Origin of the sequence: Sphingobium sp. S6, assembly GCF_905120495.1 — a bacterium.
Taxonomy (GTDB): Bacteria; Pseudomonadota; Alphaproteobacteria; order Sphingomonadales; family Sphingomonadaceae; genus Sphingobium; species Sphingobium agri.
Genome location: NZ_CAJHOG010000001.1, coordinates 638,289 through 664,305 on the forward strand (window position 1 = coordinate 638,289; position 26,017 = coordinate 664,305).

General features: G+C 61.3%; 21 protein-coding genes, 2 tRNA genes and 2 pseudogenes. 9 read left to right on the forward strand and 16 right to left on the reverse strand.

Annotated elements, in window-relative coordinates; genetic code table 11:
- The first annotated feature begins 278 nt into the window (after window positions 1-278).
- Window positions 279-1,088, forward strand: coding sequence for a nucleoside triphosphate pyrophosphohydrolase (gene mazG / locus SPHS8_RS03215; RefSeq protein ID WP_201513986.1), 810 nt, complete (start codon window positions 279-281; stop codon window positions 1,086-1,088).
- Here the strand turns inward: mazG and hflX are convergent.
- The 7 genes and pseudogenes from hflX to dusB all read right to left on the reverse strand — a co-directional run bounded on the left by hflX (window position 1,077) and on the right by dusB (window position 10,386).
- Window positions 1,077-2,408: a GTPase HflX gene (hflX, locus tag SPHS8_RS03220; protein ID WP_201513989.1), complete on the reverse strand. Its 1,332-nt coding sequence runs from the start codon at window positions 2,406-2,408 to the stop codon at window positions 1,077-1,079. The genes mazG and hflX overlap by 12 nt on opposite strands.
- A gap of 65 nt (window positions 2,409-2,473) precedes the next feature.
- Window positions 2,474-2,962: pseudogene (gene hfq / locus SPHS8_RS03225) on the reverse strand (RNA chaperone Hfq); the annotation flags it as partial.
- A gap of 144 nt (window positions 2,963-3,106) precedes the next feature.
- The gene (gene ntrX / locus SPHS8_RS03230; RefSeq protein ID WP_097091561.1) at window positions 3,107-4,480 is read right to left on the reverse strand and encodes a nitrogen assimilation response regulator NtrX; all 1,374 of its coding nucleotides are present in this window, start codon (window positions 4,478-4,480) and stop codon (window positions 3,107-3,109) included.
- Window positions 4,470-6,722, reverse strand: coding sequence for a sensor histidine kinase (locus SPHS8_RS03235; RefSeq protein ID WP_201513991.1), 2,253 nt, complete (start codon window positions 6,720-6,722; stop codon window positions 4,470-4,472). Before SPHS8_RS03235 ends, ntrX begins: the two co-directional genes overlap by 11 nt.
- A gap of 93 nt (window positions 6,723-6,815) precedes the next feature.
- Complete coding sequence (gene ntrC / locus SPHS8_RS03240; protein ID WP_097091563.1) at window positions 6,816-8,261, reverse strand: nitrogen regulation protein NR(I); 1,446 nt, start codon at window positions 8,259-8,261, stop codon at window positions 6,816-6,818.
- Window positions 8,258-9,370 carry a two-component system sensor histidine kinase NtrB gene (locus tag SPHS8_RS03245; protein WP_201513993.1) on the reverse strand — a complete coding sequence of 371 codons (1,113 nt, stop codon included), beginning with the start codon at window positions 9,368-9,370 and terminating at the stop codon, window positions 8,258-8,260. Before SPHS8_RS03245 ends, ntrC begins: the two co-directional genes overlap by 4 nt.
- Complete coding sequence (dusB, locus tag SPHS8_RS03250; RefSeq protein WP_201514850.1) at window positions 9,367-10,386, reverse strand: tRNA dihydrouridine synthase DusB; 1,020 nt, start codon at window positions 10,384-10,386, stop codon at window positions 9,367-9,369. The genes SPHS8_RS03245 and dusB overlap by 4 nt, the downstream gene beginning before the upstream one ends.
- 102 nt (window positions 10,387-10,488) lie before the next feature.
- Between dusB and SPHS8_RS03255 the strand changes: the two genes are divergently transcribed.
- Window positions 10,489-11,664 (forward strand): bifunctional 2-C-methyl-D-erythritol 4-phosphate cytidylyltransferase/2-C-methyl-D-erythritol 2,4-cyclodiphosphate synthase, encoded by a 1,176-nt coding sequence (locus tag SPHS8_RS03255; protein ID WP_201513995.1) that lies wholly within the window; start codon window positions 10,489-10,491, stop codon window positions 11,662-11,664.
- Between the two features lie 3 nt (window positions 11,665-11,667).
- Window positions 11,668-12,180 (forward strand): CinA family protein, encoded by a 513-nt coding sequence (locus SPHS8_RS03260; RefSeq protein WP_097091567.1) that lies wholly within the window; start codon window positions 11,668-11,670, stop codon window positions 12,178-12,180.
- On the opposite strand, the gene SPHS8_RS03265 is transcribed toward SPHS8_RS03260, so the two are convergent.
- Complete coding sequence (locus tag SPHS8_RS03265; RefSeq protein WP_097091568.1) at window positions 12,132-12,602, reverse strand: type II toxin-antitoxin system RatA family toxin; 471 nt, start codon at window positions 12,600-12,602, stop codon at window positions 12,132-12,134. The genes SPHS8_RS03260 and SPHS8_RS03265 overlap by 49 nt on opposite strands.
- A 4-nt stretch (window positions 12,603-12,606) precedes the next feature.
- Window positions 12,607-13,564 (reverse strand): annotated as a pseudogene (lipA, locus tag SPHS8_RS03270) (lipoyl synthase).
- A 44-nt stretch (window positions 13,565-13,608) separates the two neighbouring features.
- On the opposite strand from lipA, the gene SPHS8_RS03275 reads away from it, so the two are divergent.
- Genes SPHS8_RS03275 through SPHS8_RS03285 form a run of 3 tightly spaced genes read left to right on the forward strand, consistent with a single transcriptional unit; the run spans window position 13,609 to window position 15,313 of the window.
- Window positions 13,609-14,262, forward strand: coding sequence for a carbonic anhydrase (locus tag SPHS8_RS03275; RefSeq protein ID WP_097092774.1), 654 nt, complete (start codon window positions 13,609-13,611; stop codon window positions 14,260-14,262).
- Entirely contained in the window at window positions 14,262-15,032 is a 771-nt protein-coding gene (locus SPHS8_RS03280) for an NYN domain-containing protein (protein WP_201513996.1), read from the forward strand. Before SPHS8_RS03275 ends, SPHS8_RS03280 begins: the two co-directional genes overlap by 1 nt.
- Complete coding sequence (locus tag SPHS8_RS03285; RefSeq protein ID WP_201513998.1) at window positions 15,032-15,313, forward strand: acylphosphatase; 282 nt, start codon at window positions 15,032-15,034, stop codon at window positions 15,311-15,313. The genes SPHS8_RS03280 and SPHS8_RS03285 overlap by 1 nt, the downstream gene beginning before the upstream one ends.
- A 355-nt stretch (window positions 15,314-15,668) precedes the next feature.
- Here the strand turns inward: SPHS8_RS03285 and ettA are convergent, their stop codons facing one another.
- The gene (gene ettA / locus SPHS8_RS03290) at window positions 15,669-17,354 is read right to left on the reverse strand and encodes an energy-dependent translational throttle protein EttA (RefSeq protein WP_097091572.1); all 1,686 of its coding nucleotides are present in this window, start codon (window positions 17,352-17,354) and stop codon (window positions 15,669-15,671) included.
- Between the two features lie 101 nt (window positions 17,355-17,455).
- Between ettA and SPHS8_RS03295 the strand changes: the two genes are divergently transcribed.
- Both SPHS8_RS03295 and SPHS8_RS03300 read left to right on the forward strand, forming a co-directional pair.
- Complete coding sequence (locus SPHS8_RS03295) at window positions 17,456-18,829, forward strand: M28 family peptidase (RefSeq protein ID WP_201514000.1); 1,374 nt, start codon at window positions 17,456-17,458, stop codon at window positions 18,827-18,829.
- 155 nt (window positions 18,830-18,984) lie between these two features.
- Window positions 18,985-19,197: a hypothetical protein gene (locus SPHS8_RS03300; protein WP_066523849.1), complete on the forward strand. Its 213-nt coding sequence runs from the start codon at window positions 18,985-18,987 to the stop codon at window positions 19,195-19,197.
- A gap of 132 nt (window positions 19,198-19,329) precedes the next feature.
- Here the strand turns inward: SPHS8_RS03300 and SPHS8_RS03305 are convergent.
- The 4 genes from SPHS8_RS03305 to SPHS8_RS03320 all read right to left on the reverse strand — a co-directional run bounded on the left by SPHS8_RS03305 (window position 19,330) and on the right by SPHS8_RS03320 (window position 22,447).
- A tRNA-Pro gene (locus SPHS8_RS03305) sits at window positions 19,330-19,406 on the reverse strand.
- Between the two features lie 95 nt (window positions 19,407-19,501).
- Window positions 19,502-19,577: transfer RNA gene (locus tag SPHS8_RS03310), tRNA-Ile, on the reverse strand.
- A 25-nt stretch (window positions 19,578-19,602) separates the two neighbouring features.
- Window positions 19,603-20,640, reverse strand: coding sequence for a polysaccharide deacetylase family protein (locus tag SPHS8_RS03315; protein ID WP_201514002.1), 1,038 nt, complete (start codon window positions 20,638-20,640; stop codon window positions 19,603-19,605).
- Between the two features lie 49 nt (window positions 20,641-20,689).
- Window positions 20,690-22,447, reverse strand: a complete 1,758-nt coding sequence (locus tag SPHS8_RS03320) for a sensor histidine kinase (RefSeq protein WP_236574942.1) — start codon at window positions 22,445-22,447, stop codon at window positions 20,690-20,692.
- 200 nt (window positions 22,448-22,647) lie between these two features.
- Between SPHS8_RS03320 and SPHS8_RS03325 the strand changes: the two genes are divergently transcribed.
- Window positions 22,648-23,121: an Lrp/AsnC family transcriptional regulator gene (locus SPHS8_RS03325; protein WP_097091581.1), complete on the forward strand. Its 474-nt coding sequence runs from the start codon at window positions 22,648-22,650 to the stop codon at window positions 23,119-23,121.
- Window positions 23,122-23,197: 76 nt separating this feature from the next.
- Here the strand turns inward: SPHS8_RS03325 and SPHS8_RS03330 are convergent, their stop codons facing one another.
- Both SPHS8_RS03330 and SPHS8_RS03335 read right to left on the reverse strand, forming a co-directional pair.
- On the reverse strand, window positions 23,198-24,451 hold the full coding sequence (locus SPHS8_RS03330; protein ID WP_443018563.1) for a tetratricopeptide repeat protein: 1,254 nt from the start codon (window positions 24,449-24,451) through the stop codon (window positions 23,198-23,200).
- 128 nt (window positions 24,452-24,579) lie between these two features.
- Window positions 24,580-25,854, reverse strand: a complete 1,275-nt coding sequence (locus SPHS8_RS03335) for a hypothetical protein (protein ID WP_236574943.1) — start codon at window positions 25,852-25,854, stop codon at window positions 24,580-24,582.
- Between the last annotated feature and the right edge of the window lie 163 nt (window positions 25,855-26,017).

Here is a 26,017-nt window from a genome sequence, read left to right on the forward strand (position 1 = left end):
AAACATTTCAAACCGCGCCGATGATCCACATGCGATCATCCGTTGCTCTCCATGACTATCCCTGATCGCGATGTTCAAGGGTTCAGCAGGCAATGAAGCAAACAGTGTGGCGAAACACCGAAAACCAAACAGCATGAGAACCAAACAGCGCAACAAACAGACTGGCCTCCTTGATCGTATTTAACATAATATATATTATCATACAATCGGAGCGGGATAGCCACGTCCCCCTCAAATCTCTATCTTCTCACTATTTCCTTCTCGAATTCAGGACAATCATGTCATCCAACAGCAAAGCGAGCCCCGCCGACATCACGCCGCTCGCGGCCATAATGGCGAAACTCCGCGACCCCGAAACGGGCTGCCCCTGGGATATCCAGCAAGATTTCGCCAGCATCGCTCCCTACACTATCGAGGAAGCCTATGAGGTCGCGGATGCAATCGAACGCAACGACATGCCCGCGCTTTGCGATGAACTCGGCGACCTTCTGCTACAAGTGGTCTTCCACAGCCGAATGGCCGAACAAGCGGGCCATTTCGCGCTTCAGGATGTCATCGACGGCGTCACCGAGAAGATGATCCGCCGCCATCCGCACATTTTCGACGAAGGCTCCGATCGCCAGCACGGCCATGCTCAATGGGAAGCCATCAAGGCTGCAGAACGCGCCACCAAGGAACCGGACGGCAGCGCTCTGGCTGGCGTCGCAAAAGCCCTTCCCGCACTCCTCCGCGCTGAAAAGCTGCAAAAGCGCGCCGCCCGCACCGGTTTCGATTGGCCAGACACACAAGGCGTCATAGCGAAGATTGAAGAAGAATTGCAGGAAGTCCATGACGCCCGATCTTCGCAGGAGCATCACGAGGAGGTCGGCGACCTGCTGTTCGCTGTCGTCAACCTCGCACGGCATCTGAAGGTCGATGCAGAAGTGGCCTTGCGAGATGCCAATGCTAAGTTCGAAACCCGGTTCCGCAGCATGGAAAACGCGGCGGGTGACCGCTTCCAGACCCTCAAGCTGGAAGAGAAGGAAGCCCTGTGGCAGCAAGCCAAGCGGGAATTGGCCAACCAACAACCTGTGGCATCAAGCAGTTGAGCGTTTCATGAAGCGGGCCAAGGCGGACTCGGACAATCGCACTGTCACGACGACATCGCTGTCAGCTGTCTCGCTTCCGATCACCTCACCATGCTCATGCAGCCAGGCGATAGCAGCGCCATCGGCCACAGGCACTCGAAGTTGATGGATCTCCGCTCCGGCAGTCATCTGGCCACTGATGCGCCGCTGCAGATCATCCACCCCTACCCCTGTCAGCGCGGAGAGGATCACGACATCATCGCGCCTGCCTGCGATCTCCCGCAGTTGAGCGGCTGAGTCGTCATCCAATAAATCAAGCTTGTTCCAGGCTTCGATGATCGGCGGGGCGTCCTCCCCTCCTTCGCCTTCAACCGCGCCCTCGCCCGCCACCCCAAGCTCGCTCAGCACATCCAGAACATCATCGCGCTGAGCCTCGCTGTCAGGATGCGCAATGTCGCGAACATGTATGATCAAGTCAGCGGACAGGACTTCTTCCAGCGTCGCGCGGAATGCCGCGATCAGCTGCGTCGGAAGGTCCGAAACAAAGCCCACGGTGTCCGACAGGATTGCTTTGTCCAGGCCCGGCAAGGCGATCTGGCGCATCGTGGGGTCAAGCGTTGCGAACAGCAGGTCCTCCGCCATGACATCTGCGCCAGTCATGCGGTTGAACAGCGTGGACTTGCCTGCATTGGTGTAGCCGACAAGCGCAATGACCGGCCAAGGCGCGCGTTGACGACGAGCCCGGTGAAGGCTCCGCGTCCGCGTCACCTGATCAAGTTCCCGCCGGATCTTTGCCATCCGATCGCGGATCATCCGCCGGTCGGCTTCGATCTGCGTTTCACCCGGGCCGCCAAGGAAGCCGAAACCACCCCGCTGGCGTTCAAGGTGAGTCCAGCTTCGCACCAGCCGCCCCGCCTGGTAGTCGAGGTGCGCCAGTTCGACTTGCAGCCGCCCCTCGTTCGTGGCCGCGCGCTCACCGAAGATTTCGAGGATCAGGCCGGTACGATCAATCACCTTGGCTTCTATCGCCTTCTCCAGATTGCTCTGCTGCACCGGGCTCAGTGCATTATCGACGATGACCAGCTCGGCCTCTTCTGCCAGCGCCAAGGTCGCGATCTGATCGACCTGCCCACTGCCGAACAGCGTCGCGGGCTTTCGATCGCGAACACGAAATGTCTGGGCCGCGCGCACGTCGATACCGATTGCTAGGGCAAGCCCTCTCGCTTCCTCAAGCCGTGCGTCGCTGTCGCGCCGCTCCATCCCATGCGTTTCGGCACGCACGACGACGGCCCGCGCGCCGCGCGACACCTCATCGGCCGTATCTCGGTTGAAGACCGCCATGAGCGCTTAACGCATCAAGCGTCGGCCCGCTTCATGCGAAGCTGGGCCGTACGAACATAGATTGATCAATCGTCGCTCTCGCCTTCGCCGCTCAGGTCGAGGGCGTGGAGGGGCTGAACGGTGGAAATGGCGTGCTTGTAGACCAGCTGAACCATGCCGTCGCGTTCCAGCAGCATGCAGAACAGGTCGAACGCGGCGATCTCGCCCTGAAGCATCACGCCGTTTACCAGGAACATCGTGACCGGGCTGCCAGACTTGCGCACGGCGCTCAGGAAAATTTCCTGAAGCAGCTTCGGCTTGGAGTTGCCATCGCTTGCCTTGCGAAGGTCGGTGAGGTCCATGGACTGTGCGGGCATGACCGTCGAGATGGCATGCTTGTAGACAAGCTGGGACTGCCCATCGCGGCGCAACAGCACCGAGAAGTTATCGAACCAGGTGATGATCCCTTGCAGCTTCACGCCCTTGACCAGGAACATGGTCACGGGGGTTTTGCTCTTGCGCAGGTTGTTCAGGAAGATATCCTGAAGATTATTGAGTTTTTCTGCCATGGTCTTCGCCTTATTGGCGGGACGTTACCCGCTCGTGCACCCCTGGGCAGGGTGTCTTGCCCGCCCCCGCGCATCGGGAGCAACCCGGACGCTACCGCAATTGCGAAGGGCCGTCCATGCCCCAGATGAGCCAGCACTCATCCTCTTGCTTCAATTGTCTTTTCCGTCGGTAATGCCGAGCAGCTTCAACTTGCGGTGCAATGCCGACCGCTCCATGCCGATGAACGTCGCGGTGCGTGATATGTTGCCTGAAAAGCGCCGAATCTGGATGCGCAAATACTCACGTTCGAAACTTTCCCGTGCTTCCCGCAGCGGAGCGCCCATGATGGCGGATTGCCCCATGCCCTCGCTCGCGCCATTGCTTGTCAGTTCGCTCGGCAACATGTCCAGTTCGATGCGGCCGATCCGTTCGCCCGGCGCGAGGATGATCGTACGTTCGATGACGTTGCGCAGCTGGCGGACGTTGCCGGGCCATTCATTTGCTTGAAGGGCGGCCATGGCGTCACTGGCGATCTCGGGCGAAGGGACACGCCTCTCGGCCGCAAAGCGCGCGAGATAGTGGTCCACTAGCGGCGGAATATCATCCCGGCGCTCGGATAAAGGCGGTATTACGAGCGGCACAACGTTAAGGCGATAGAACAGGTCTTCCCGGAACCGCCGCTCCTCGATCTCCGCTGCCAAATCGCGCGCGGTCGAAGAAATCACGCGAACATCGACCTTCACCTGACGCTGCCCGCCAACGCGTGTGAAGCTCTGGTCCGTCAGCACCCGCAATATCTTGCCCTGCGTCGTGAGCGGCATGTCGGCGATCTCGTCGAGGTAGAGCGTACCGCCATGCGCCTGCTCAAGATAACCGGGGCGCACAAGGCCGCTCGGGTCCTCGACGCCGAACAGCTCTTCTTCGACCCTGTCGGGGTCCATCCGCGCCGCCGCGACGATGATGAAAGGCGCGTCGGCCCTGCCGCTCCAGCTGTGAAGCATCCGCGCCGCGACTTCCTTGCCCACGCCCGCGGGCCCGGAAATCAGCACCCGGCTGCCGGTTCCGGCGACCCTCTTGATCGTTGCCCGCACAGCATTAATGGCGGCCGATGTCCCGGTCAGCTCATCATCCTGCCCGAAGCGCGCGCGCAGGACCTGATTTTCGCGGCGCAACCGTTCAGTTTCCGTCGCTCGCGATACCAGATGAAGAAGTCGATCGGCTTCGAACGGCTTTTCGATAAAGTCCGCCGCGCCCTTCCGGATCGCCGCAACGGCAGTATCGATATTTCCATGGCCGGAAATCATGAGCACCGGGATGGTGGCATCGCGCCGCTTGATCTCGTCCAGCAGTTCGAGACCGTCGAGCGTTGACCCCTGAAGCCACACGTCCAGCAGCACAAGCGAAGGCCGCCGGGCGTCCAGCGCTTCTATCGCGCTGTCGCTGTTGGCTGCCGTGCGAGTGGTGAAGCCTTCATCCTCAAGCACACCCGCAACCAAGTCGCGGATGTCCTCTTCATCATCGACTACCAGAATATCAAGCGCCATTGGCTGTCACTTTTCCCTTGGGCATGGCAACGACTTGCCCTTCTTCCAATTTCTCAAGAGCGGCGATGGGGAAGCGCAGGGTCACGTTCGTGCCTCCCCCTTCCGCATCGTCCAGGCGGATTTCGCCCATATGTTCTTCGACAATCTTCTTGACGATCGCGAGCCCCAGGCCGGTCCCCTTTGTCCGGGTGGTCATGTAAGGCTCAAGCACCCTCTCCCGCTCCGGCGGAAGCCCGATCCCGTCATCCCTCACTTCGATCAGCAAATTGCCCTCGTCCTGCCTCACCGTCATGCGCACATGGCCACGCACGTCGCCGCCGGTCGGTTCAGGCTTTGGCTCGATCGCCTCAACGGCATTCTTGACGATGTTGGTCAGCGCCTGCCCCAGCTGCCGCCGGTCGCAGACAAGGTCCATATCGTGCGGCTCGCCATGAAATTCAAATTTAATGTCGGGATGCGCCACTTCGTGCAGGAACAGTGCGTGACGGGCGATATCCGCCACAGCCTCCCGGCGGAAAACCGGCTTCGGCATCCGCGCGAAGGACGAAAATTCATCGACGATGCGCCGCAAGTCGCCCACTTGCCTGACGATCGTGCCCGTGAGCCGCGTAAAGGTCGCCTTATCGCTCGTCACCTCTTCGGCATAGCGCCGCTGCAGCCGCTCGGCGGCCAACTGGATGGGCGTGAGCGGGTTCTTGATCTCATGAGCGATCCGCCTCGCCACGTCCGACCAAGCGGCGCGCCGTTGATCGGATAGCTGCTGCGTAATGTCGTCAAAGGTCAGGATATGGCGCGAGGCGTCTTGCGAGACCTTGACCGCCAAAGTCCGCACCTCGCCATGCGCGCGCGTCTGGACGATACCCGCCCCCTCCTCCGAAGCGATGAGCGCGGCGAGTTCCGGCGAAACAGCACTTAATGGCTGTCCGACAGGATCATCACCATCCTTCACGAGGATGGCAGCAGCAGAGCTGTTGAGAAGCAGGATGATGCCCTCATGATCGACGGAAAGCACACCAGCGGATACGCCGGACAGGATAGCCTCGATAAATGCGCGGCGCTCATCCAATTGGCTGTTGGCGGCGACAAGCGCGCCGGTTTGCGCTTCGAGACGCTGCGTCATCCGGTTGAAGGCAGATGCCAGGGTCCCGATTTCATCGCGGGATTGCGGGCTGGTCACGCGAGCCGACAGGTCGCCCGCCGTAACCCGGCGTGCCGCAGTCACCAATTCGTTCACCGGCCGGACCATCCAGTCCGCAACCGCCAGAGCGATATAGACCGCGATCCCAACCAACAGCAGCGAACCGACGAACAGCGCTACGTTGAAACGCAGTTGGAGAGCGCGCGATTGGGCCGCGAAAATGTCATAGTCGGACAAGACCTTTTGCGCGCGTTCGACATTGCTGAACGCCGTCGAACCGGAATCGCGCGTCGCATAGAGATAGATTTTCGCTCCCGGATACAGCAGCGTAACCGCCTCGATCTGATTGGGCTTGGCGGCGACAACCACATTCTCTCCCGCTTCCAATCGCTTGACAGCATTGGATGAGAGCATTTCTGAAGCAGGCCGACTATCCGGATCGACTGTCGCGGCAGTGCGCGCAACGCCATCCTTGCCAACCTCGATGATCGCCGATCTGTTGAGCTTCCGGGTCACGACCTGATAAATGTAACCCTCGGCAAATCTGGGGCTCGATACCTTCGATTGGGCCAGGTAGTCGCGCAGGTCGCTGGCCATGGTTACGGTTTCGTCCCCGACCTCACGAAGATTCTGCTCATAATAGCCACGCGCCAGATCACTCGCATTTTGCAGCATCCCGCGCGCGCTGTCCGAAAACCAGAATTGCACGCCATATTGGAAAAGCAGCGACGCGAAAATCACCACCAGCAGCATGGGAACGCTGGCGACGATGGAGAAGATGGCCACTAGCCTGACGTGCAGCTGTCCGTCGCTGCCTATGGCCGATTGAGCCGCGCGGCGCTTAGCCACCCGGCGTCCAAGCAGCACGAGCAGCGCAATGGCCGGGACCAGATTTCCAACGAGCAGCAATGCGACGATCGGCGGGGTAAGCAAGGTGTAGGACTGCCCCTGCCCCGACAGCAGGATGTACGTCAGGCTGGCGGTGCCGAGGAAGAGCAGCAGCGTGATAGCTTCGACCAACGGAGCAAGATGACGTCGAAGGAAGGGTGGAAAATATCTCTTCCATGCCCGGCCCCGCGTGGAGAGAGTCACTGCACCTTCCATAGTTGCTTTCTTACAACAATGCCGTGCCGGTTCAAACACAGTAATTCGGCGTGCATGTCCCTTGGCCGAACACTTCTGTCGCTTTGTCTCGCCTTAGTCCGAGACGCGGAGTTGAAGGGGGTCAAGGCCATAGTCCGTCAATTTCTTCCGGAGCGTGTTACGATTGATCCCCAGCAGCCCGGCCGCCCGGATCTGATTGCCGTCCACGCTTGCCAATGTTTCCTGCAGCAGGATCGGTTCGACCACAGCCAGCATGTCGTCGTGCAGGTTGCGGTTAGGCTGGCCGATACCGATGCCCAATTGCCGTTTCGCCCATTCGCGCACCGCCAGCCCCAACTGGTCGGCAGGCGCAGTATAGTCTGAAGGCACAAGGTCGAGCGGCAGGCTGTTACGCAGCACCTCCGCCGCGATCACATTCTCGCGGCTCAATACCGCCAGCCTCTGCATCAGGTTCTGCAGTTCGCGCACATTGCCTGGCCAGTGATACGCCATCAACAATTGCGCCGCATCGTCCGCCAGCGTCTTGCGCGGCAGCCCTTCCTGCGCGGCCCGTTCCAGGAAATGCTTCGCGAGCAGGATCACGTCCTCCCGCCTTTCCCGCAGAGCTGGGAGGGATATCGGGACTACGTTCAACCGATAATAGAGGTCCTGCCGGAAGCGGTTTTCCTCGATCAGCTTAGGGAGGTCCTTGTTGGTCGCCGCGATGATGCGCACATTCACGCGTACAGGCTTGGAGCCGCCGACCGTCGTCACTTCGCCCGACTGCAATACCCGCAGCAGGCGAGTCTGAGCCTCCATCGGCATGTCACCGATCTCATCGAGGAAGAGCGTGCCCCCTTGCGCTTGCTCGAACTTCCCCGCAGTCCGGACATTTGCGCCCGTGAACGCTCCCTTTTCATAGCCGAACAACTCGGCCTCGATCAGCTCACGTGGGATGGCGGCCATGTTGATCGCGACGAACGGTTTCGTGCGGCGCTGGCCCAGGCCATGGATCGCTTCGGCCACAAGTTCCTTGCCTGTCCCGGATTCCCCCAGCACCAGGATGCTAAGGTCGTTGGACAATACGCGCGCGATCGTCCGGTAAACCTCCTGCATGGCGGGAGACCGGCCGACGAGCGGCAAACCGTCATGCGGCAGGCCCGCATCCTCTTGCTTGCCTTCCTCGGCCTTGTTCATGCCAAGCGCATCACCAACCGCGCGCGACAGTTCGTTGAGGTCGAACGGCTTGGGAAGATATTCGAAGGCGCCCTTCTCCGTCGCCCTGATCGCGGTGTTCAACGTGTTCTGCGCCGACAATATGATGACGCTCAGGCCCGGCTTGCGGTCCAATATATCCGCAACGCCCTCCAATCCGTCGCCATCCGGCAGCATGACGTCAGTGATGAGCACATCGGGCGCGAAACTGTCGATCAAGGCGCTCCGCTCCCGGATGGAAGACGCCGTCTTCACCTTATGCCCCTGCCGTCGCAACGCTTCTCCCACCACCACGCAGATGGCCGGATCATCATCGACGACCAGGATGGACCCGGTGCTCGTCACGCGGCCATCCCCATCGGAAGAAGGATGCGGAAGGTCGACTCGCCTGCTTCCGGATCGCGTGAATATTGGACGAAGCCGTTCATGTCCCGGACCAGCTTGTCCACAAGTGCGAGGCCGAGGCCCTGCCCGTCCCGCTTCCCCGTTATGAAGGGGTTGAAGAGGTGATCCAAAATATGCTCCGGCACGCCCGGCCCGTTATCAATGACCAATATCTCTATGGGCAGAACCGCGCTCCCCTTCCCGTCGCCGAGAACGACGGAGACTCCGTGACGGAATGCGGTTTCAACGCGGATGCTGGGCTCCTCGACATTCTCCAGCGCTTCTGCCGCATTTTTGAGGAGGTTGATCATGACCTGCACAAGCGCATCGTCATTGATCACTGCAAATGGCAGAGACGGATCGTAACGTTTTATAATCCTGATATTTCTTGCAAAACCGGCCACTGCAATGTTGGCCGCTTGGTCGATCATCGGGTAGATGTTGCCGGGGCGGCATTCCAGCCTGCGATCGGTCGTGAAATCCTGCATCCGGTCGATCAAGGCAGCTATCCGGTCCACCTCATTGCAGATCAACTGCGTCAACACGGTATCACGCCCGCCGTTGCCGGACTCCAGCAGCTGCGCCGCGCCCCGTATGCCGGAGAGCGGGTTCTTGATCTCGTGGGCCAGGATCGCCGCTGCGCCCATGGCTGATCGAGCGCCGCCCGCAGTGCCGCGATGACCGATCTTGCGCGCGTGACTTTGGGCGTGAATGGAAACCACCCGCCACCCTTCATGGTCGATCACGGGGGCGATCATCAGATCGACCTCCATCTCGGCCGTCCGTCCCGCGTGAACCTTGACGTCATAGACGGCGATTGGCTTGTTGCTATGCCAGATGTCGAAACGCCCGCCCATCTCCGCCATGCGGATCGTGCGCGTGACGTCGCTGCCCACGATCGCCGATCGCGCCATGTTGAGCAATGTTTCCGCCCGCACGTTGGCGTCCGAGATGCTGTTGTCCGGAGCAATGACCAGCGTAGCGACCGGCAGCGCCGTCATCAGTTCCGGAAGCGATGGCCCGTCCTGCTGCATTCTAGGCGGCGGGACGGTCGTCAACGGCATCGTCATGCAGCCTTGCGCGTCTCGACCGCCTCATCCTGTGCAATCAGCGGCTCGTAGAAGCGCGCGAGCATATCCAGAACGACGTCGCCGTCGGGCTCCTGATTGACGGCGTTGCGAAACTCCGCCGATCCGGTGAGGCCTTTGGTGTACCAACCGATGTGCTTGCGGGCCATGTTGACGCCGGTCAAGCCATCATAATGATCCAGCATCGCCCGATAATGTTCTGTAATCAGGCGATATTGCTCTTCCAGGGACGGATCGGCAAGCCGCGTCCCCGTCCGGAACCAATGCATCACCTGCCCAATAAGCCAAGGCCTGCCATAAGCACCCCGGCCGATCATGACGCCATCCGCCCCACTTTGCTCCAGCGCAGTCTCCGCGTCCTCGATCGAGCAAATGTCGCCATTCACGATCACTGGAAGCGACACGGCTTCCTTCACGCTGCGCACGAATGCCCAATCGGCACTACCCTTGTACATCTGACAGCGAGTGCGCCCATGGACCGTGATCAGTTTCGCGCCGAGATCCTCGGCAATCCTCGCAAGTTCCGGCGCGTTCAGGCTGGAATGGTCCCATCCCATGCGCATCTTTACGGTCACGGGCACATCGACCGCCTTCACCGTCGCTTCGATAAGCGCGGCGGCCAAGGGAAGATCACGCATGAGCGCGCTGCCCGCGTCACCATTGACCACTTTCTTGACCGGGCAGCCCATATTGATATCGATGATGGCCGCACCACGATCGGCGTTCAGCTTCGCCGCTTCACCCATCTCCTGCGGCGAACAGCCCGCAAGCTGCATCGAAACCGGCTCTTCCACCGGGTGCCATGCCGCTTTCTGCAACGACTGCCGGGTCTCGCGGATCATCGCTGCGGTCGCGATCATCTCCGTCACGTTCAATCCTGACCCATAGCGGCGGACCAGAGTACGGAACGGCATGTCCGTGACGCCAGTCATTGGCGCCAGGATCACCGGCATGTCGATCGTCACCGGACCAACGGAAATGGGAGATAAAGTGCGCATCACCAGCTTTGCCTAAAAAACAGGCAGCCCTTAGCTGAAAAGCGATCGCGCGGCAAGCAAGTGGTCTGGCGGAGCGATCCGCCGTTCGCTACACGCGCTGCGATGACAGGGCATAATCACAAGGTCGCAGCACTGGTCCTCGCCGCAGGCCAGGGAAGCCGCGCGGGCGGCGATACGCCCAAGCAGTTCCGCCAAGTCGGCGGCAAGGCAGTCATCGCACATGCCGTCGGCGCTTTTGCAGCACATCCGGCCATTGAATCGGTTTACCTTGTCATAGGCGCTGGGCAGGAGGACGCGGTGCGAGCATTGATCGACGGCGGCCAGGTGACCTCGATCATCGAAGGCGCGGATAGCAGGCGAGGCTCCGTTCGCGCGGGATTGGAAGCCATCGCCGCAGGCGGTGGCGCCGACCGGGTGCTCATCCATGATGCCGCACGGCCCTTTCTCTCGTCCGCGATGATCGGCCAGTTGCTGAGCGCCCTTGATCGAGCGCCCGGAGCCTTTCCCGCTCTCCCCGTCGCGGACACGTTGGTAAGGTCGGCGGATGATTTCGCTGGCGATACCGTCGACCGATCCGGGCTCTACCGGGTGCAAACACCGCAAGCCTTTCACTTCGACGCTATCCTCAGCGCACATCGCAACTGGGACAGCAGCCGTGAAGCTACGGACGACGCGCAGATGCTGCGCCTTGCGGGCCATGACGTCATATTGGTGCCCGGAGATGAGAGGTTGGAGAAGTTGACCTATCCGCAGGATTTCGCCCGAGCTGAAGCCCTGCTTGCGTCGCGACGCACGACTCGGGTAGGCATGGGATATGACGTCCACCGCCTTGCTGCTGACGAGGAGCTTTGGCTTTGCGGCGTGCAGGTGCCTCATGACAGGGGGCTTGCGGGCCACAGCGATGCGGACGTGGCGATTCACGCCCTTGTCGACGCCTTGCTCGGCGCTCTTTCCGAAGGCGACATCGGCAGCCACTTCCCTCCGTCCGACCCGCAATGGCGCGGCGCTGCGTCCTCGCGCTTTCTGGAATATGCCGGGGCGCGCGTCATCGCCCGCGGTGGGCGCATCGACCATGTTGACGTCACGATTATCTGCGAAGCGCCGAAAATCGGACCGCATAGGGACGCCATGCGACAGCGGATCAGTGAAATACTCGCCATCCCGCTCGACAGCGTGAGTATCAAAGCGACGACGACGGAAAAACTGGGCTTCGCCGGACGCCGCGAAGGCATCGCTGCGCAAGCCGTTGCAACCATCTCCCTCCCCGCGCTATTCTAAGCCATGCCTGATCGCATTCTCCCCGCGCCGCTGGTAGACCTTGCCGAACGCGTCATCATCGCCAATCGCCGCGCTGGCCGCACTATCGCCGTTGCGGAAAGCTGCACGGGCGGCCTCGTCTCTGCAGCGCTAACCGAGATCGCCGGATCCTCCGAGGTCTTCGAAGCTGGATTTATCACTTATTCCAACGACATGAAGAATGAGTTGCTGAAGGTATCGCAAGACGTGCTGGAAACCTTCGGCGCCGTCTCCATTGCGACCGCATGGGCGATGGCCCAAGGGGCCCTGATAAAAAGCCACGCCAATGTCGCGGTAGCGATTACCGGGATCGCCGGCCCCGGCGGCGGGTCCGAGCAAAAGCCGGTCGGCACCGTCGTTTTCGCGCGCGCCGAACGTGGCGGCAATCCGGACAAGGTCGTCGCGGACATGCGTTATTTCGAGGATAGTGGCCGGGGCGGCGTCCGCCTTCAGGCGGCGCTCTGCGCACTCGAACTGTTGCTGCCCGAATCACCATAGAGTTCCGCCGCGCGCGTTTCGAACGCACCGATCATCTTGCGCAGCGCCTTGTCGAACATCTGGCCAGCCAGCATCTCGAAAAGCCGGTTCTTGAACTCGAACTCGACTTCAAAATCGACCAGCACCCCGCCCTTGCCGTCATCGCGGAAGCGCCATTCATTGTGGAGATGCTTCAGCGGTCCTTCCAGATAATCGACCCGTACATAATCCGGCCGATGCTTGTGAACGCGCGAGGTGAAGCTTTCCTTGATCCCTTTGAAGCCGACGATCATGTCAGCCACCATCTCTGAATCGCTGTCCTGGCGCACGCGAATGGCGCTTACCCAAGGCAGGAATTCAGGATAGGCAGCGACGTTGGAAACCAGATTGAACATCTGGTCCGGCGTATAGGGAAGCGGCCTTGTTTCATGATGCTTGGGCATGTGTTCAGCGTACCGCCCGTGCCAATTGAGCTTCACGCGCGGCCCGCATCTCAGCGAAATCCTTCCCCGCATGATAGCTGGAACGTGTCAGCGGGCTCGATGCCACCTGCAAAAAGCCCTTGGCCCGCGCGATGGCCGCATAAGCGTTAAAGGCAGCAGGCGTGACAAACTCCATCACCTTGGCATGCTTCGGCGTGGGTTGCAGATATTGCCCCATCGTCAGGAAGTCGATGTCGGCCGAACGCATGTCGTCCATCACCTGGTGCACCTCCAGGCGCTCTTCACCCAGGCCAAGCATGATTCCGGATTTCGTAAAGATTGACGGGTCTAGCTTCTTCACCGACTCCAGCAGTCGCAACGATGCATAATAGCGCGCGCCGGGCCGGATAGTCGGGTACAGGCGGGGTACTGTCTCCAGGTTATGATTATAGACGTCCGGCCGCGCGGCCACGATCATCTGCACGGCGCGTTCATGCTTGTTCCGGAAATCCGGCGTCAATATCTCGATCGTCGTATCGGGCGTCGTGCGGCGCAGCGCTTCGATCACCTTCACGAATTGCGAAGCCCCGCCGTCCGGCAAGTCATCGCGATCCACCGATGTGATGACGATGTGCTCCAGCCCCATCTCCGCACAGGCATCGGCCAAATTCTGCGGTTCATTGGTATCGACCTTGCGCGGCATGCCGGTCTTGACGTTGCAGAAGGCACAGGCCCGGGTGCACACGTCGCCCAGGATCATCACCGTCGCATGCTTCTTCGTCCAGCATTCGCCGATGTTGGGACAAGCCGCTTCTTCGCAAACGGTGGCCAGTCCCTTTTCGCGCATCAGCTTTCGGGTTTCATGATAGCCGGGGCTCGTCGGCGCCTTCACCCTGATCCAGTCGGGCTTGCGTGTGCGCTGGGGCGTGGCCTGCACAGGTAGCGGAGCGGTGTCTGTCATGCGCCCTCAAATAGCGATGCATGCCCGCTCTTGCCAGCCCCCAGATTGTTGGGCAGAGACATGGCCATGACCGACTTTTCCGACATGCTCGAAGGCTATCGCCGCTTCCGCAACACTGGCTGGACGCAACAGCGTGAACGATGGGATGAACTGAGTGAAGGGCAAAGCCCTCGCGTCATGGTCATCGCCTGCTCCGACAGCCGGGTCGATCCTGCCCAGATATTCGACACCAGCCCGGGCGAGATCTTCGTGGTCCGTAACGTGGCGGCACTGGTGCCTCCCTTCGAAACCAATCCCGGTCACCACGGTGTTTCAGCAGCGCTCGAGTTCGCCGTTCAGGTACTCAAGGTGGGGGAGATCGTCGTCATGGGTCATGGCAAGTGCGGCGGCTGCAAGGCGGCGCTGAGCCAGGAACTGAAAGACGCCCCTCCCGGCGAAGGTGGCTTCATTCATAACTGGATCGACATGCTTGATGACGCCCGCGACAAGGTCGTTGCACGCTTTGGCGATGATCGCGGCCGTGACGCGCACCGCGCGATGGAGCAGGAGGGCGTCAAGGTCAGCCTCGCCAATTTACGGACCTTCCCCTGCGTCCGCACAAAGGAAAGGGATGGCGAGTTGAAACTGGTGGGTGCCTTCTTCGCGATTGCCGATGGCCAGCTTCATCTGCTTGACGAAGCGAGTGGCGAATTCCATCCTGCGTCGCTGGAAACGGCCTGATGGCGTCGGCGATCCCCAGCGGCAATGTCGCCCTGCTGATCGACGCTGATAACGCCTCCGCCGACCATTTTGACCCCGTATTGACCGTTCTGGCCGAGCTTGGAACGGTCAACATCCGCCGCGCCTATGGCAATTGGAGCAAGCCTTCGCTCAAGGGCTGGGCGCGGCAGGCCGTGACGCAAGCCATCGAAACGCAGCAGCAATTCGACCTCACCAAGGGGAAGAATGCGACCGACATGAAGATGACGATCGACGCCATGGACCTGATGGCTGGCGGCCGCGTCACCGGTTTTGGGCTCATGTCCAGCGATAGCGACTTCACGCCCCTGGTAACCCGCCTCCGCCAGGAAGGCATAGACGTTTATGGATTTGGCTCCGACAAGACGCCGGAGGGATTTCGCCGCGCATGCACGCGCTTCATCGACGTGGCGGCGCTGGCGGCATCGCTTGCACCAGCAAGCCCCGAGCCTGGTGTCGCTGTCGCAGCGCCGGACGAAGCCGCCGCAAAGTCTGCGGACCCAACCAAAGCCGATATAAACAAAGTCGATGATGAGGTCGTCCGCCTGCTCATAGAAGCCTATGATGCGGCAAAGCGCGATCAGAATGGTTTCGCTGCCTTAGGCCCGGTCGGTCAGCGCGTCGCAAACCGTTCGAGCTTCGACGTCCGCAACTATGGCTTTAAACGCCTCTCGGATCTGGTGCAGGCGATCCCCAACTTCATCACGGAAACGCGTGAAAACGGGCAGACCTGGATCAAGCGGGTGCGTTGATGCCTGTTGTCGCCCGCCGCCTCATGATCTTTGGCCGGGTACAGGGCGTCTTCTATCGTAATTGGACAATGCAAACGGCGCGTAATCTAGGATTGGCGGGATGGGTTCGCAATCGGCTCGACGGCAGTGTTGAGGCGCTGATCGAGGGGTCCGAAGACGCGGTGAAACGCTTCATAGCCTTGGCTCATGAGGGACCACCAGCAGCGCAGGTCGCGCGCATTGAAGTGACGGAGCAGGCCGTGCAAGACCTGACTTCTTTCGAGAAACGATCGACCGGCTAGAGCAAACTATGCCCAGCTCGAACGTTCAGGCCGTGGCTGAGCTTGTCAAAGCTTCTTGTTCGTAAAATATTGCCCTTAAACGGGCGGAGCGCAAACAGCATTAGCAGCCGACCTAGCCTCGCAGCCCGACCCGGATCGTACCAGCCTACTTAGAGCTTCACCTGCATCAGTCCAGCCACCAATCGCCAGCCCAAAAAAATGGCCGACCCAAATGGGCCGGCCTGAAAGTTTTAGGAGAGGATGCCTGAAAGGCCCCTCCGATATGTGATCAAGCGACCTATTGTGCAAGTGCGAAGGGCGCCGTGCTGGTTGCGCTGATTGCAACCACTTGCACATCCTGCCCCTCAACACCTCATCAGCGCGTCAGCTTCTTGTAAGCGAGGCTGGTCGGCCGGTCAGCGGCATCACCCAACCGACGGCGCTTATCCTCTTCATACATTTCGAAGTTGCCCTCGAACCATTCGACATGGCTGTTGCCTTCGAAGGCGAGGATGTGCGTGGCAAGGCGATCAAGGAAGAAGCGGTCGTGGCTGATAACCACCGCGCAACCGGCGAAGTTCTCGATCGCCTCTTCCAGCGCGGCCAGCGTCTCGACGTCAAGATCGTTTGTCGGTTCGTCGAGCAGCAGGACGTTGCCGCCCTTCTTCAGCATCTTGGCCATGTGGACGCGATTGCGTTCACCGCCGGACAGCTTGCCGACATTCTTCTGCTGGTCCTGCCCCTTGAAGTTAAAGGCGCCGACATAGGCCCGCGTGGACATGTCATGGCCGTTGACCTTCACATAATCGAGGCCATCCGATACCTCTTCCCAGACATTCTTTGACGGGTCGAGGTGGTCGCGGCTCTGGTCGACATAGCCGAGGCGTACGGTGGAGCCGAAATCCACTTCGCCGGAGTCAGGTGTCTCCTGGCCAGTGATGATGCGGAACAGCGTCGACTTGCCCGCGCCGTTCGGCCCGATCACGCCGACGATGCCGCCTGGCGGCAGCGTGAAAGACAGATTCTCGAACAGCAGCTTGTCGCCATAGGCCTTCGAAATATTCTTCGCTTCGATGACCTTGCCGCCCAGCCGTTCCGGCACCTGGATGACGATTTGCGCCTTGCCCGGCGTACGGTTTTCCTGGCTGGCGACCAGCTGCTCGAACTTGGCGATACGCGCCTTCGATTTGGTCTGGCGTCCCTTCGGCCCCTGCCGGATCCACTCCAACTCGTCCTTGATCGCCTTCTGGCGGCCCGACTCTTCGCGCGACTCCTGCTCCAGGCGCTTCGACTTCTTCTCGAGATAGGTAGAATAATTGCCTTCGTAGGGGAAATATTTACCGCGATCGAGCTCCAGGATCCAACCCACCACATTGTCGAGGAAGTAGCGATCGTGGGTGATCATCAGCACCGCGCCCGCATATTCCTTCAAGTGGTTTTCCAGCCACTCCACGCTCTCAGCGTCGAGGTGGTTGGTCGGTTCGTCGAGCAGCAGGATGTCCGGCTTCTGGATGAGCAGTCGGGTCAGCGCGATACGGCGCTTCTCACCACCCGACAGGCTTTCAACCGACCAGTCCGACGGCGGGCAGCGCAGGGCCTCCATCGCGATCTCAAGCTGATTATCGAGCGTCCAGCCATCGACAGCGTCGATCTGCTCCTGCAACTCGCCCATCTCGGTCATCAGGGCGTCGAAGTCGGCATCTTCCGGCGGATCGGCCATGATCATGCTGATCTCGTTGAACCGGTCCAGCTTGTCCGCGATTTCCCGCGCGCCGTCTTTCACGTTTTCCAGGACATTCTTGGCCGGATCGAGCTGCGGCTCCTGCGCCAGATAGCCGACGCTGACATTCTCGCCAGGCCAGGCTTCACCGCTATAATCTGTATCGATGCCCGCCATGATCTTGATCAGCGTCGATTTACCGACGCCGTTCGGGCCGACGATGCCGATCTTGGCGCCGCGATAAAATTGCAGGTTGATACCATTGAGCACCGGCTTTGGGGCGCCGGGGAAGCTCTTGGTCATGTTCTTCATGACGAAGGCATATTGCGATGACGCGGACATGGCTTGAAACAGCTCCGAAAGACGAATGACTAAATTTGGGCCGGAGTTAGCGAAGCCCGGCGCCATTGGCAAATGCCGGATCGCTGGCTAAGCCTTCATTCATGCAGAAAATCCGATCGGGCACCATCGCCGCGCTCCTTCTCGGCAGCATCGGCTCTCCCCTCCCCGTCGCAGCTGCTCCTCCAGTCGCCGCCGCGATTCGAGAAGCGGCCTTGCAGGACAGCATTGCCTGGGATTTCACCGAAAGCCTTACGACGGAGGTCGGCCCTCGTCCGGCTGGCACACCTCAGGAAGCGCGGGCGCGCGATTGGGCGGTTGCGAAGCTCAAGTCACTCGGCTTTTCCAATGTCCGCGCGGAACCATATAGCATGCCAGTCTGGGTACGCGGCCATGACGAAGCACGGATCGTATCGCCCTTCCCTCAGCACCTGGCATTGGCCGCGCTCGGGAACAGCGCATCGACGCCCGCGAAGGGGATTGAGGGCGAAGTCGTCTATTTCCCTACGCTGGCTGATCTTCAGGCGGCGCCCGACGGCAGCTTGAAGGGCAAGATCGCCTTCGTCAGTCATGCCATGACAGCGACTCAAGATGGCAGCTCCTACAGCCATTTCGGCGCGACCCGGCGCCAGGGGCCAAGTGTCGCATCACGCAAAGGCGCAGCGGCGATTCTGATACGGTCGATCGGCACCGATCAGCACCGTCTGCCGCATAGCGGCGTTCAGATGTGGGCCGATGGCGTGAAGCCGATCCCGGCAGCCGCACTCAGTACCGTGGATGCCGACCAGCTGATCCGCGTAATGTCACGGGGCCAGCCCGTCCGCCTTCACCTGACCCTTACGTCCAAGATGCTCAAGGATCAGCCTTCGGGCAACGTCATCGCGGAATTGCCCGGCGCTGATCCGGCCGCGGGCATCGTCCTTGCCGCCTGCCACCTCGATAGTTGGGACCAGGGCACCGGTGCCATAGACGATGCCTCAGGGTGCGGGATCATCACGGCTGCTGCGCTCCACGCTGCCAAGGCAGGCCCCCTCCGCCGCACCATCCGCATCCTTATGGCGGGGGCGGAGGAGGTCGGCGGCGATGGAGGGCGCGCCTACTTCGCCACGCATGGCAGCGAACGTCATGTCGTTGCTATGGAATCGGACTTCGGCGCAGACCGCGTCTGGCGCGTCGACTTCAAGCTGCCCGCAAGCTACGCAGCGGTATCCAACCGAATTTCGAACGCCCTCGCTCCACTTGGCATCGCGCCCAGCCGCACCGCTGCCGGAGGCGGATCGGATATCGAGCCGCTGGTGAAGGCAGGGGTGCCGGTAGTCGATCTGCAGCAGGACGGCACCCGCTATTTCGACATCCACCACACAGCGGACGACACCCTGGACAAGGTGGATCGCGCGCAACTGCAACAGAATGTGGCAGCCTGGGCCGTCACCCTGCATGAATTCGCCACCACCATAGAATCGCTGGCGAATAAGTGAACTTTTGTAGTAGACAACGTTCCGTCGCGTGATTCCGTCGCTTCACCGACGCAGAAAAGCATTGATTTGTGCAGCGCACACGTTAATGCGGGTCGCTCGCGTCGGGCGTGTTAACAATATGCCGACGCGGCAATATGCTATGGGAGCCGTACACAATGAAGAAGATCGCTGTTGTTTTCGCTTCGGCCGGCCTGATGGCCCTCGCCGCTTGCGGTGAGAAGCCGGCCAACGAGACCGCGAACGCTTCGAACGCTGTTGTCGAAAACGTTGTCGAAAACGCTGCTAACGCTGCCGACAACGCTGCGAATGCTGCTAACGCCGCCGACAACGCTGCGAACGCTGCTTCGAACGCTGCGAACGCCGAATAATCTTCGCGTCAGCAAGATTTTTAAGAGGGCGGGCCGTGTCACGGTCCGCCCTTTTTCTATATGCGCGAGATACGCGCCGCAGCTGTGCAAGAAGCTCCTGCTTGAGCAGCGCCGATCATCGATGTTTGAAGGTGGTCGGGGAGACAGGATTCGAACCTGCGACCCTCTGCTCCCAAAGCAGATGCGCTACCAGGCTGCGCTACTCCCCGACGTAAGGCGCCTTAGCGGCGAAGAATGCGTCCCGTCAATGAGCCATCGCGGAACAGTGGCATTCTATTCTCTTTAGATTGGCCGATGCGGGAAATGGTGGGCCCGGCAGGACTCGAACCCGCAACCTAGCCGTTATGAGCGGCCAGCTCTAACCATTGAGCTACAGGCCCCACCTGATCGACCGGATAGGAGGCATCAGGCCGCTTGGCAAGCCTGTCTCCGCACCGGCACTGCTTCCAGAAACTGATCCAGCGAAGCCGCTTTGACATCCCGCTTGGCGAGGTGGTCGAAAATCTTGTCCCACCACATGAAAAAGGCCGCTTGGTCCTTCGCGCTGCGCACATAGGGCGTGTGCCCCGGCTCCAGCGTCGGCGAGTGGAAGCTGAAGTTCAGGACTGCGGCGCCTTCTTCGACCAACGCATCGATCGCGCTTATAGCATCACGGACCGGCACGCCCTCCGGCGTCAATGGCACCCGGCTGAACAAACCGGTACGCGCCAAGCCCCCCGCGATCCTGCTAACCGACTGCGCCTTTTGATAAAGCCGCTCGCCCCCGCTTCGCAGCATTCCTACAAAGGCCGTCGAAAGCGGCAGTTCGACCAGAGCACGCTCCGGCCCCGCCCAATAGGGATTGAATGGCAAGCCCCGGAAGTCTGGTCCGTGCTGCGCGCTATAATCGAACCTGCTGCGTACCGAACTGTCGAGCCGAAACCCTGCCTCCTCCAGCAAGCGCGCGCTATTATGCCCAACGCCATAGCGCCCAGCGCGATAGGCGGCCGGGCGTCGGCCGAACCGCTCCGTGATCCGGTGACATAATGCTTCCAGCTTCGCGCGCTCAACCGCCTCGGGAAGAAACCCTGCATAGCTGTTCGCCTCAGTCACCTCTTCAACGTGCGGAGGATTGACCCAGGGGTGAAGGTGCGCGCCGACATCCGCCGTGCCGTCAGCCACCCACTGCGCCATCATCCCGGCGGCGGCGTCATCGTCTACCACTGGATAATCAGCAACATAAATGGGCTTCACGCCCGCTGACGTGAAATAGGCCTGACCGCGCGCCATGCCATCCAGTGCCGTCACGCCATGGCCATGGCGGTTGAATGGAGCGCTCCAGTCGAACTCTTCCTCGGTATCGACGAACAGCATGAACCGCGTCCCGAAATCGGGGGCAAGCGTGACCATGTCCTGCGCCAAGGGCCTGCGCAGCAGACTGCCGTCATGATCAGATGAATTCATAGCCCCGCTCTACCGCCGCAAAGGTTGCGATAGAGTTTCCCTCAAAGTGTCAGAAGCTGCCTGCGGCATCCTCAGCCAAGGTGATCGCTGGCATCGACAGCAGGAAGCGATCCGGCTCGATCTGCAAGGCGCCGCCGCAACCGGCCGCAAGGCTCCGTATCAGGCGCAGCGAAAAGCCGAGGCCCAGCAACGGGCCATCCGCCCAATCGCCATCGGCTGTATAGCCCGGGTCGAGCAGCCGCTCCTCGTCCATCCCCTCCAGGCTTGCAGGCCTGTCGACCGCCAGCATCACCGATCCATGTCCGCCATCCGGCTGATACCAGCAAGCGCCGCTCAGCGCCTCGCCCGGCGTCGCGATTGAAACGACCGTACGGATCAGATGCTGTACCATGCGTTCGCCCTGAACCGGATCGATCCGCACCATCGGCAGCGATCGCGCCAGATTGATGTCGATCTGAGCGCCATTGCCCTCACCCTGCTCCCGGAACCGAGCGGACACTTGCGCGATCAGCAACGCCGGGTCGATCGCAACCGGAGCCTCTGCCCCTTCTCCGCGCGACACGCGGGCCGCAAGGTCAAGGTCATCGAAAGCAGCCAGCAGATGCCGGGCGTCCAGAGCAATCTTTCCCGCCATCTCCCGATATTCGGGGCCGCTGGGACCGAACAGCTCCTGCTCGATGATATCGGCGAACCCCAAGATAGCGTTCAGCGGCGTGCGCAGCTCATGCACCAATTGCCGCAGCGAGTCGGCGGAAAGTCCGGCGACTGACACAGGTTCAGCCTGCGGCGGAGCCGCGACCTCATGCAGATAGGGGCGGCGGGCCTGGCCGCGATATCCCTGAAACCTGCCCGATCGCGGATCGAAGAAGGGCGTTGCCGATAGCCGCCATTCGCCGGCCATCGCTCCGCCGACGATAGTGTAGCGTCCATTCTGGAATCCGCTGCGCCGCATGAAAGCGCCCGCAACGCTGCCGTCGGGGCCGCTCGCACCGGCAACAGCCACCTCACCAAGCGACAGTCCGATCAGCGCGGCGCGCGGGCCCTGATCGACCCAGACCATCATGCCCGTGGCATCCGTTTCGAATGCGAAGGAACCGACGGCGCCAGACTGCCCAACGTCGGCACGGGGCGTGACCACATCGGGTATCCGCCGCCCGCTCGTAAAGCGTTCGATCCTGTCGACGAGGTTCCGGATCTGGTCGTCGCCTGCCGGAACGTCATCCGCCGGCTCGGCCGAAGCGTCTTCGACCAGTGCTTCCTGCACATCCGCAGATGGCTCCGCGCTGTCATCTGGCGCCATCATGGCGGGCGTCAGCAGCATGTCGCTCATATCGTCGACAGGTTCCGCCGCACGGTCGCTTGTCAGGACGAGGTCGGCCGCGCCGAACGCCTCCAGCGCCTGCTGTGTCGCCGCGCCCAGATCCCGCCGTCCCCGCAGAACGCCACGCGCTGTTGGCGTGAGGCTAGGTAGCAGGGCAACCCAGGCGTCATCAGGCAGGCGCGCGCGCGACATGGCGGCGGCTACAATCGCGGGCCTGTCATTGGCGAAAAACTCGACGAGCGCAGGCGACCGCAAACGTCCGCCGAGCTCGACCACCGACGCAATCCGCTGGGTTTCCGACAATTGAGGTTGCAGTCCCGCGAGCCGGTCCAGCAACACGGCGCGTTCTTCATCCGGCAAGGTGCGCCGGTCCGCACGATCATTCTGCGCCAGCAGATCGACGCACTGACGCCACAGCGTCACCGCGCCCAGGCCGCTCCTGTTTTCTGCGGCGAGAACCGTCTGCATCAAATCGTTGAAGCGCACCTTATTCCCCTTGAGGACTTCCGCCGACGTGCAGAACTTCGCCGCGAAAGGAAATCATGACGCACGAATAGGCCTTCCTGTGCCTGAGGAAAAGAGCCAGCGGATGGCAATTCGGAGAGCGTCGCATAGTGGGACAATTGCATTGCCCTGAAATATTATTATGATATGGCGTAAGGATTAGAAAGGAAATAAGCAGAAGAATGGCTGGGCCCGCTATTGATGACATCGATCTCCACATCCTGGGCGAGTTGCAGCAGGATGGCCGGATGACCAATGTGGAGCTCGCGCGAAAGGTCGGCTTGACCGCTCCTCCTTGCCTGCGCCGCGTGCGCGCCTTGGAAGAAAGCGGCGCGATCACTTCCTATCATGCTGTCGTCAACCCGGCCATGCTGGGCTACACCATCACCGTATTCGCGATGGTCAGCCTGAAGAGCCAGGCGGAATCCGACCTAAAGGCTTTCGAGGATCATGTCGCGACGCTGCCGGAGGTTCGCGAATGCTATATGCTGAACGGAGAGATTGATTTCATCCTGAAGGTCGTGGCCAAGGATCTTCAGAGCTTCCAGCAGTTCCTCACGTCGAAGCTGACGCCTGCCCCCAATGTGGTGAGCGTAAAGACGTCCCTCACCATCCGCATGTCGAAAAATCTGCCGGGTGTACCCCTGCCACTCTGACCGGAACCCAGCGGCGCGCGGTTTTTGCCAAAGGGCCAGCGCACAACCAACCTGCGCGCTGGCCCTTCCCTAACACTTAGCTTGCAGGCGGCACTGCTACGGGCTGGAACGCCGTCTTGCGGCTTTGCTGGTCAACCCACACGCTCCAGAAACCGGCGACGTTCGCCCAACTGCCCGTAACCTGGGCAAGCGCCGTCTTCGCCGACGCCAGATCGCCTGACCGCGCCAGCGCTATGCCAAGGCGCGCATTAGCCTTCCCTTGGTCAACGCCGCCCTTCGACAAGGCGAGCCGGTACATCTCGACCGCCTGCGGGAACTGGCTGAGCGAGAAATAACTGTCTGCCACAGACATCGCCGCCGACCCGTCCTTCGCGGCCGCAGCCTTCTTTGCGGCCGCTGGCAAAGCGGCGATCTCCTTCGCCGCCTTGGGCGTCACGCTCTTCATCAGGCTTGCCGTCACCGCCTGCGTCGGCGTCAGCTTGCCTGCAGAGCGGCCAGCCTCGATGATGGCCTTGGCCTCCGCATAATTGCCAGCCTTCTCAGCAAGCTGCGCATAGGCCTGATAGTCACGCTCGCTCGCCATCGCTCCATTGGCCGCCTGCAAGCGGTAAAGGTCAAGCTGCGGCTGCGCGTCGGTCCCCGGCGCCGTCATGTAATTGGAAAGCGCGGATCGCCATTCCCCGGCCGATCCATAACGGGCCAGGCGCTCGCGATAGAGCGATCCCACCTCGGCCCAGTCACCCGCTGCATAAGCGAGCGAGATGGCACGGTCATACCAGGCAGCCGGGATCGCCTGCCCCGACGCGCGCTGCCGCGCCAGCGCTTCCTGTACGAAGGGCCGCGCGTCCTTAACCTTGTTCTTGCGCAGGTAGATGTCCGCACGCAGCATCGTCGCGTCGATGCCGTCATACCCCAGCGTCTTGGCATAATCGAGCTGCGCCAGCGCGTCGTCATAATTGCCCACCACATAGGACAGGTAGCCGGCGGTGTAGCGCAGGCGCGGCGCATCCTTCTTGGGCACGGAATTCGTCTTGAACATGTCGGTCAATGCCACGCGCTGGCCCTGGAAATTGCGCTTGAGCACCGCCAGTTCGAACCGCAAGGCTGCGGCAACATAGGCCTCATAGTCGCTGACCGGCATCAACCCGCTGATCTGCGCCTGGGCATTGTTCGTGTCTCCTGCCTTGATCGCGCTGTCCGCCGCCTGTGCAGCTGCCCGGAACCCTTCGGACATGGTGATAACCGGCCCGCTGGTTGACGCCTTTTTGGCTGTCGCCGGCACCGATACGGCCGTAAGAGCCGTGATCGCAAGAAGCCCAGATTTCAGCATGGATTGTCGCAGCCCGATCATGTCGGCCGTCCCCTTTTATGTCAGGCGCCCGATTTCAGGCGCCGGTCCCTGTTCATGTCGATATGAAGAAGGTGCGCCACCCGGATGAGCAGCGCACCTTCCTGAGCTTAGGCCTTGGTCGCGAGATAGCTCAGCCAGAGGTCGGCGATCTTCTTGCGCGTGCCGGTCTGCACCGACTGCAACGCCGCCTTCGCCGATGCCACATCACCGCCCAGGGCCTTGGCGATGCCGAGACGCGTATTCACCTCGTCCGCATCGACGCCGCCCTTCTGCTTGGCGAGTTCGAACATGGCCGCCGCCTTGGCATAGTCGCCATAGCCGAGATAAGCGTCAGCGGTGGCCGCTGCGATCTTGCCATTGGCCGCCTTGCGGGCATCGGCTTCGGCCGAAGCGAGCGAGGCCCTGTCGCCGGCGATCTTCGGTGCCGCCGTCTGATAGAGATCGGCACCTGAAGTGCCCTTCAGCACACCCTTGGCCCGGCCCTGGTCGATCGCGGATTTCACCTCGCCATAGATGCCGGTCTTGGACGCCATTTCCCCATATTCAAGGAAGTCGCCAGCAACCACCAGGCCGCCCGAGGCCGCCATCAGACGCAGAACGTCCAGATTTTCGCGGTTGGTGATATTCGGGTTCGCCTGCTGGAAGAGGCGGACGAGGGTGCGGAGGTTTTCCCCGTTGGGAGCCGCCTGATATGCCAATGTCGCCCATTCGGTCACTTCGGGCAGGCGCGATGCGGCCGCCCGGCTCACACCGATCTGATACCACTGCGCGGGCACCTGGCCGCCAGCAGCCTTCGTCGCGTCGGCAGCAGCTTTCAGCGCGGCAAGGCCCTTCTGATTGAGGCCGCGCGCAGGTTCAGCTCCGGCATTGGCCGTTCCCGCCTTACCGAAATAGGCCTGCGCCAGCGTCGCATTGATGGACTCGGGCTTGTAGTTTGCCTGGATGGCCGCCTGCGCCCGCTGAATCGCCAGATCGTAATTCTTTGCCTGAAGCGCCTGATCGGCGGCAACCGCGTTGAACTGGCCGACCTGTTCTGCTGGGGTAAGGCCGCTGTCGAGCATCTGTGCCAGCGCCTCGCCCTGCATCGCGCTGTCCTTGGCCGCGATCGAGGTGTTCAGCTTGATGGCGCCGATCTGATATTTGTCGTCGTTCGACTTGGCCTTGCTGTCCGCATCCGCCAGCGCCGCCTTGGCTCCTGCGAAGTCGTTCTTCTGCGCTGCGGCCTGCGCCGTCTGCAGAGCCTTGATGACGTCGGGAGAAACATTCAGCTTGGGCGCGCCGCCCTTCTTGTCTTCCTTCTTCGCGGCCATCGCGGGCGCGGAAATGGCGCCTCCGGTCACCGCAAGGGCCAGCGCGAGCGCCACGGGGGATACAAAACGCATGATCATCTTCTCCTCTGTGCGCCTGGGGGAAAGGCGCCGCTTGATTGAGCGCCGTTTAGGGGACGGCGCGTGAATGACGTTTGAACATCGTATATGCAGCAGTTTTCCGCCTGTCAGCCCTTTCTTGCAGCTTGATCTGACGCGAGCGCGCGTGCGCGCGAGG